This window comes from Xenorhabdus littoralis, assembly GCF_033949345.1.
GTDB lineage: Bacteria > Pseudomonadota > Gammaproteobacteria > Enterobacterales > Enterobacteriaceae > Xenorhabdus > Xenorhabdus littoralis.
Genome location: NZ_VCDP01000073.1, coordinates 1 through 7,001, shown reverse-complemented (window position 1 = coordinate 7,001; position 7,001 = coordinate 1). Strand labels below are relative to the sequence as shown.

8 protein-coding genes are annotated in these 7,001 nt (G+C 45.6%); 1 reads left to right on the top strand and 7 read right to left on the bottom strand.

Translation table 11 applies throughout. The features are described from left to right. Positions 1 to 2,103 (top strand): TOPRIM and DUF927 domain-containing protein (locus FE394_RS16340; protein WP_319927417.1); only part of this gene is annotated, 2,103 nt, incomplete at its 5' end. A gap of 384 nt (positions 2,104 to 2,487) precedes the next feature. Here the strand turns inward: FE394_RS16340 and FE394_RS16335 are convergent. From FE394_RS16335 to FE394_RS16305, 7 genes are all read right to left on the bottom strand, one after another. After that, positions 2,488 to 2,802 (bottom strand): hypothetical protein, encoded by a 315-nt coding sequence (locus tag FE394_RS16335; protein ID WP_319927416.1) that lies wholly within the window; start codon positions 2,800 to 2,802, stop codon positions 2,488 to 2,490. Between the two features lie 14 nt (positions 2,803 to 2,816). Continuing rightward, the gene (locus FE394_RS16330) at positions 2,817 to 3,125 is read right to left on the bottom strand and encodes a hypothetical protein (RefSeq protein ID WP_319927415.1); all 309 of its coding nucleotides are present in this window, start codon (positions 3,123 to 3,125) and stop codon (positions 2,817 to 2,819) included. A 77-nt stretch (positions 3,126 to 3,202) separates the two neighbouring features. After that, entirely contained in the window at positions 3,203 to 3,823 is a 621-nt protein-coding gene (locus FE394_RS16325; RefSeq protein WP_319927414.1) for a hypothetical protein, read from the bottom strand. Positions 3,824 to 3,905: 82 nt separating this feature from the next. Further along, positions 3,906 to 4,532, bottom strand: coding sequence for a hypothetical protein (locus tag FE394_RS16320; RefSeq protein ID WP_319927413.1), 627 nt, complete (start codon positions 4,530 to 4,532; stop codon positions 3,906 to 3,908). After that, positions 4,529 to 5,995: a DUF2515 family protein gene (locus FE394_RS16315; RefSeq protein WP_319927412.1), complete on the bottom strand. Its 1,467-nt coding sequence runs from the start codon at positions 5,993 to 5,995 to the stop codon at positions 4,529 to 4,531. The genes FE394_RS16320 and FE394_RS16315 overlap by 4 nt, the downstream gene beginning before the upstream one ends. Further along, a complete protein-coding gene (locus FE394_RS16310) occupies positions 5,992 to 6,798 on the bottom strand; it encodes a DUF4123 domain-containing protein (RefSeq protein ID WP_319927411.1) in 807 nt (268 codons plus the stop codon). Before FE394_RS16310 ends, FE394_RS16315 begins: the two co-directional genes overlap by 4 nt. Positions 6,799 to 6,803: 5 nt before the next feature. Further along, a partial coding sequence (locus FE394_RS16305) for a hypothetical protein (protein WP_319927410.1) occupies positions 6,804 to 7,001 on the bottom strand: 198 nt, incomplete at its 5' end.

Sequence of the window (7,001 nt, the reverse complement as noted above, 5' to 3'; positions counted from 1 at the left end):
GGTTACGCCACGGCACTCACTGTTAACCAACTCTGCAAAGGGACTGCTCTCGCGGCGCTGGATGCAGGCAATTTAATCTCCGTTGCGCAATCAGTCAGGGAACGCTGGCCGGACACGAAAATCATTATTGCCGCAGATAATGACTGGCATCATCCTGATGAACTGGATAAGAGCGGTAAACCGAAAGTGAATATCGGCAAAATCTCGGCAGAAAAAGCGGCCGTTGCGGTTAATGGCTGGATTACTTTGCCGCCGACAGAGCATAAAACTGACTGGGACGATTATCGCCAGCAGTACGGCATTGAAGCAGCAAAGCAGGCATTCAATAACGAGTTGTATCAGGTGGGAGATAAAGTAACAGTGTCGAAATCTGCGGTTGATAATTCAGATGAGTGTAGGGAGAAAGATTCCGATCCGTTCAAGCCTCATGTCGATATCCGCAATACAGGAATTTACTGGGTTGAACCCAAAGAACAGGGCGGCGAAATTGTCGAAGTCGAAAAGTGGCTGAGTGATCACATGGAGATAGTCGGTATTGGCAATGATGGAAGTGAAGGCTATCTCATTATTAAATTACGTCAGGAAGGTACGGGAAAATATATTGTTGAAGCGCTTCCCCGTCGTGAAGTCGGGATGCCGGTTGGTTGGGCAAGATTGCGTTCGCGGGGAATGAACATCACTGTAAAAAACAGCCTATTGCCTATTTTGGCTGAACATCTGCAACGCAGCGGCGATCGCCGCGAGTGGGTTGTGACACAGAAAGCAGGCTGGCACTGTGGAGCGTATGTGATGCCGGATGGTGAAATCATCGGTCAGCCTTATATGCCCGTGGCTTTCAGTGGTGGCACATCCGCGATTGCTGGTTATGTGGTCAGGGGAAGTGCCGAACAGTGGAAAACGCATGTTGCATCATTGATGAAAGGCAACCGCTCAATGATGCTGGGAGTATTGGTCGGATTGACCGCCCCGCTTAACTCATTGACGGGAGGGAGCTGCTTTGGTGTACATCTATTCGCCCAGTCTTCAGCGGGTAAAACCACCACTGTTGAGGCAGCCAGCAGCTTATACGGCGATCCCGAAGAACTTAAATTATCGTGGCACGGCACTAACCACGGATTAAATAACGAAGCCGCCGCTCGTAATGATGGTTTCATGCCCATTGACGAAATCGGGCAAAGCTCGAACCCGAAAGAAGTTGCGAACAGTGCTTACAGTCTGTTTAACGGTGTGGGCAAAATTCAGGGGAAGCGGGAGGGTGGAAACCGTGCCGTGATCCGCTGGAAAATTGCCGCCCTTTCGACAGGAGAAGAAGATTTAGAAACGTTCCTGATAAAAGGCGGGATCACGCCAAAAGCCGGGCAGCTCGTCAGGTTGCTCAGTGTGCCCTTTATTGATACTGAATTTTTCAATGGATATGAAGACGGTGATTCTCATGCAAGGGCAATCAAGAGGGAATCTAAACGTTATTGCGGTGCAGCTGGTCGTGAATGGATTTTATGGCTGTCTGAGCATCAGGAACAGGCCATCGAACTTACCACGCGTAAAGAGAAAGAGTGGCTCGATAGCCTGCCAGAAGAAGCCTCAGCTCAGGTAAAACGTGTTGCCGTGCGTTTTGCGTTACTGGATGCAGCCGGTGAACTGGCTGCCGTTATCACAGGCTGGAGCAGGGAAGAGAGTCACGCCGCGATAAAACAAAGTTTTGATGATTGGTTAGCCGATTTTGGTATTGGAAATCGGGAAAAATATCAGGTTATCACCCGTGCCCGTGACTTTATCCAGAAATACGGGCTTTCACGCTTTCAGCCTTACACCTATGGCAGACCAAACGGCGATATTGATACAGCACACGCTATGAGAATTAACGGCCTTGCCGGATATCTGGTGCATAACCGCCGTGATGACGGTTTAGTTGAGTATCACATCATCCCCAGTGTATTTGAAGAGGAAATATTGCAGGGATTACAGAAAAAAACGGCGTTTGAAGCCTTAGAAGAAGCCGGAATGTTGGTCAAAACGGAGAAAGATCGCTTTATCAGTAAAACCATTTCAGTGAATGGCACTCAGGGGCGGTTTGTGGTGCTGATTTTCAGGGATGAGGATTAATACTCATGCAAGAGAAAAAATGCTGGGATAACGGGATATTGGGATAATAGAGAGTTATTTTAATATATATCAGTAAGTTATATTTAGTTGAATTATCCCGTATTATCCCGCGTTATCCCGAAAATAAATTTTCTCTGGCAGGGGATAATTTATTGAATTTAAAATAATTAAAAGTGGTGACGTTTAACCACGGGATAATCCGGGATAGCGTGGGATAAGTTAACATACTGAAATATAGAGTGAATATGTCATTTACCCCGTTATCCCGTGAAAAACAATGTATTTATATAGCGATAATCAGTGGTCATAGTGATATTTTTCAGTTCTCCGTGTTACCGGGTTAATTTATTAGCCCGGTAACACGGAGACGACAAGCGCAGCGCGTCAGTTTGAATAATTCTTTACCCACGGCTCAGCAATCGCCAGCGTAATTAAATATCGCTCTTCGCGTGGGTGCCGATCATCTCTGAAGCGCCTCATAATCAACATGATCTGGTACTGTTCTCCCGCTTGCCAATAGGTCGTCCCTGCTGAACCTTTCCTATTGCGAAGATCATTACGCAATTCGGGTGTGTTAGCTAAGGCCGGACGCTCTTTAGCTTTGGTAAGTACCCAGCCGGCTTTACACCACTGATCTTGTAAATCCAGTACAATATTGATCGCATCGTCATAGAGTAGTGGTTCAACTTGTGGGGACATGCGCACGCTCTCGATCATTCCTTTATTATAGGAAACAGTAAAAAATCGAGCTGGAGGGTAATAAACCCGTATTTCGGATCGGTAAAGCGTAAGCGTGCATCCGTTTTTGGGATTCTGAATCCGATGCTATTATCATATGGTGGGCTAATTTTAGCGCTGGAGCGTTGCCGCATAGCCTCGTAAGGTTCACCAATCGCCAGTGCTATCTCTGGTTGAGCGGAATAAAAGGAATGGTAGAAATAAACGGCTGTCAGACCCAGAATGATGGATAGTGCTAGGATTAAGCCACCGCGCCGCCGACTTATTTGTTGTATCCGACTCATTTTACACCTTGCCCTGAAGTACTGTCCTGAATAATGGGTGTGAGAAAATCATATTATCGCACCCATCAAAGATTACGTTATGGCTTTACCCATGGCTCGGCAATCTGCAATGTAATCAAATATCGTTCTTCACTAGGATGCCGGTCATCTTTGAAACGCGCAATATTCAGCATAACTTGATATAGATTACCTGCTTGCCAAAAGGTCATTCCAGTACCTTTCATACGGCGAAGGCTATCATGCAATTCTGGTGTATTTACTAAAGGTTGGTATTCTCTAGTCAGCACCCACCCCGTTTTACGCCATTGATCTTGTAAATCCAGCACAATCTTGATCGCATCGTCATAGAGTAATGGTTCAATTTGTGGGGACATACGCACATTATCAATTATTCCGTTTTCATAGGAAACAGTAAAAAATCGTGCAGGAGGGGTAATAAACCCGTATTTCGGATCGGTAAAGCGTAAGCGTGCATCCGTTTTTGGGATCCTGAATCCGATGCTATTATCATATGGTGGGCTAATTTTAGCACTGGAGCGTTGCCGCATATCTTCGTAAGGTTCACCAATTACCAGCGCTATTTCAGGTTTATTAGAATAAAAGGAATGGTAAAGATAAACGCCAGCCAGACAGAGAACGATTAATAACGCAAAAATTAAACCGCTACTCCGCCGACCTATTTGTTGCAACCGACTCATTCTACACCTCGCCCTGAAGCATTATCCTGATTAATGGGTGCGAGAAGAGAAGATAACATCCTCACACCCATCTGAGCTTGCGTTATGGCTTTACCCACGGTTTAGCAATCGCCAGTGTAATCAAATATCGCTCTTCATCAGGATGCCTGTCGTCTTTAAAACGCCCCAAATTTAGTTTGATCTGATACTGATTATCAGCTTGCCAATAGGTCGCTCCAGCGCCACCTTTCATACGGCGAAGGTTCTCATGCAATTCGGATGTATTAGCTAAGGGTTGATACCCTTTAGTAAGTACCCAACCCGTTTTGCGCCACTGATCTTGTAAATCCAGCACAATCTTGATCGCATCTTCATAGAGTAGCGGTTCGATTTGTGGAGACATGCGTATGTTATTGATTATTCCATTTTTATAGGAAACAGTAAAAAATCGAGCTGGAGGGGTAATAAATCCATATTTCGGATCGATAAAGTGTAAGTGTGCATTGGTTTTTGGGGTTCTGAACCCGATATTACTCGTACCTTGTGGGGCAATTTCCGCACTGGAGCGCTGCCGCATATTCTCGTAAGGTTCACCAATCACCAGCGCTATTTCAGCAGGCTCACGGGAATTAAAAGAGTGGTACATATAGGCAGCAGTTAAACTCAGAACGATTAACGATATCAATATTAAGCGCCCACGTTGCTGCCCAATGCGTTTTAGCAGATTCATTTGACACCTCCATTTGACGCAATCTCTTCTAGAGATTCAGTGATCACACTTCGTTCATCGCCCCGTAGCATCTCATCAAAACGCGTTGCTGCTTTGTATACAAACTCCATACGTTGATCTACATTGGAAAGATCGCCTGTGAGGCCATCTAGTATACCATTAGTAAATTCAATTGTTCTGCCATCACCAGTAGACTTACACTGAGCCGCGAGCGGTAGCTCAACAGGCTGTGCTATAAATGTATCACCAAGAGTATGGAATACCTGATTACCCCACAATGCCCCGACTAGCCACCAATCACTGTACATTATGGTTTGTAGAATATTTTTTTGCTCGTGGTCGGCGAGATGCTTAACGCCATCAGCAAGCTTGCCTTCGTCTATAGCTTTAAAAGCAAGTAGAATATCCTCATAGTCCTGACCAAACTCCAACTTATCTTGCCCTATTGGCCATAATATTGGGAACTGGCTATTGCCATAAATATTTTTGCGTGCAACTAAGCAAGTTTCGAGTTCTTTCAATCCGCGTTGGTGGTAAAAAGCATGAAGTGGATATACATCCAGAAATAACGTTGCATTTCCAATCCCCATCATGTTAGACGAACGCTTGAATGTTGCGTATGTAGCCCCCTCGACAGCAACTGCACCAGATACAGTAGTGATTTTTATGTACTTTGTTACTTTAGCTACGTTATTTTTTTTGCTGGCTTCTACACTTGCTTTTTCATCTTGTATAGCTTTGTCTATATCTTGAATAAAAGTTGTACCTGAAAAAGTGGACATAAATGATGAAAATAGAGGAAGAGCGGCACGTACTCCCACCTTAGCTGCGCTAGTCATCGCACGGCTTTTGGCTACTGCATCCCCCTCCATATTTTCGACCGTATCAGAAAAATTTACTAGCCCACATCCTACCTGCTTAGAAGCAAAAGCAGCAAGACCAGCCCATTGGAAACGATTATCCTTTAACCATATATTAGCGTAAGTCTGATTAATGCGTTTGTTACGCGCTATCGGGTCAGCAATCAACTTACCGCCTTGACCCACAATCCCTTCGGCCTCTTTTTGATATCGGTACCAGAGGCATTCGGCGGTGAGTATAGGGACGTCAACTACTTTTCCATATTTATCATCAAGATAAGGTTTACACTCTGCAAGAGATTTGGTGCTTCTGTGCAATGCTAAGCTATCGTATCTATGTTGTTTAAAAAATTCGACTTCTTCCTTTTTAGCAGGAAAGCGGGGAGATATTTCGACAAAAAGAGGTATGATAGTTAAAATCTCTTCGCTACTAACCCCATTCCCATCAGATACCCCCTGAGTTACTACTGCTTCCCCCTTTAGCAGTGTGTACTCCTTGTTAGGTATAGGTTTACCCGTATAATCCGCCACAAGCCGAATGCGGGAAACACACTCCGCTATTTTCTGGCAATCATGACCATAAATCGAATTCTCGTCACTCATCGCTCTCTCTCCTGTTCTTTTTCTTGTTCCATCGCCAACAGGTAATCCTGACCGGATACTTTTGCAATACGCTGTCCGGCTTCCAATTTTTGTCTCAACCACTGTTCAATCCGGGGTTCCAAGCTGCCTTCAGGCTTATCCAATTGCTTAGCCATTGCACCGTGATTTTCCCATAAATCACAATACAATGAACTGGTTAAGACTTTCAGACCATAGGGAGAACGTAACCAGACGGCCAGCAGATGTTCGCCCAGCGTAAAGGGGATGTCGCTGTTACCCTCTCCGCAGCCTTCGGGACGGGAAAACCGTGTCGGTTGCGGTGTGTCAATCATCAGCTCTGTAACGGGTGTCAGCAGCAGTGACCAGTCACTGGACGTGAAGGCGGGCACCAATGTGCCCAATATCCGTGTATCCATCATACGGAACAGTACCGGTTCGCCATTCATCATCACCCATTGTCGCTGTTGCCAGTGTTTAAGCTGTTCCTGCCACGGTGTATGGCTGCGATAAGCCCAACCCCAACTGTTGTCACTGAGTTCATATCGATCCAACATCATGCCTAGATTAAATAATTGATTCACCTTCGGTTGTATCAACCACGGGCTTTGCTTCAACATATTCCGCATCGGCGTGCCGCTATACAGTGGAAATGCCTGCTCCACCCAGTCATTCCGGTAAAATGACTCGATTGGATTCGGTTTAGCCAGCGAATTGAGAATTAAAAACACAGGAGCTTTATTGGGTTCATTTAGCCAAGTTTGCCAACTTACAGTGGTGTTCTCCATGGTGAGAGTTCTTTCCATTGTGTTTACTCTTTAACAGGTTTAATGATTAAACTGGCATCCTGTTGCGCCAGTTCTGCACAAGCCGGTTGCACCGGAAATTCAGTTACCGGGAGTGCTTCCGCCATCGGGAGCTGCCCTACTTGTGGGAGTGGCGCTACGCCCTCCGGTAATTGCAATGACAACCCGCGTCCACTACCACCTGAACCCTGCCCGACGTTAAT

Bases quoted from the DNA above. Each gene is read 5' to 3' on its own strand.
- FE394_RS16335 (WP_319927416.1), bottom strand. From the start codon at position 2,802: ATGTCCCCACAAGTTGAACCACTACTCTATGACGATGCGATCAATATT.
- FE394_RS16330 (WP_319927415.1), bottom strand. From the start codon at position 3,125: ATGAGTCGGATACAACAAATAAGTCGGCGGCGCGGTGGCTTAATCCTA.
- FE394_RS16325 (WP_319927414.1), bottom strand. From the start codon at position 3,823: ATGAGTCGGTTGCAACAAATAGGTCGGCGGAGTAGCGGTTTAATTTTT.
- FE394_RS16320 (WP_319927413.1), bottom strand. From the start codon at position 4,532: ATGAATCTGCTAAAACGCATTGGGCAGCAACGTGGGCGCTTAATATTG.
- FE394_RS16315 (WP_319927412.1), bottom strand. From the start codon at position 5,995: ATGAGTGACGAGAATTCGATTTATGGTCATGATTGCCAGAAAATAGCG.
- FE394_RS16310 (WP_319927411.1), bottom strand. From the start codon at position 6,798: ATGGAAAGAACTCTCACCATGGAGAACACCACTGTAAGTTGGCAAACT.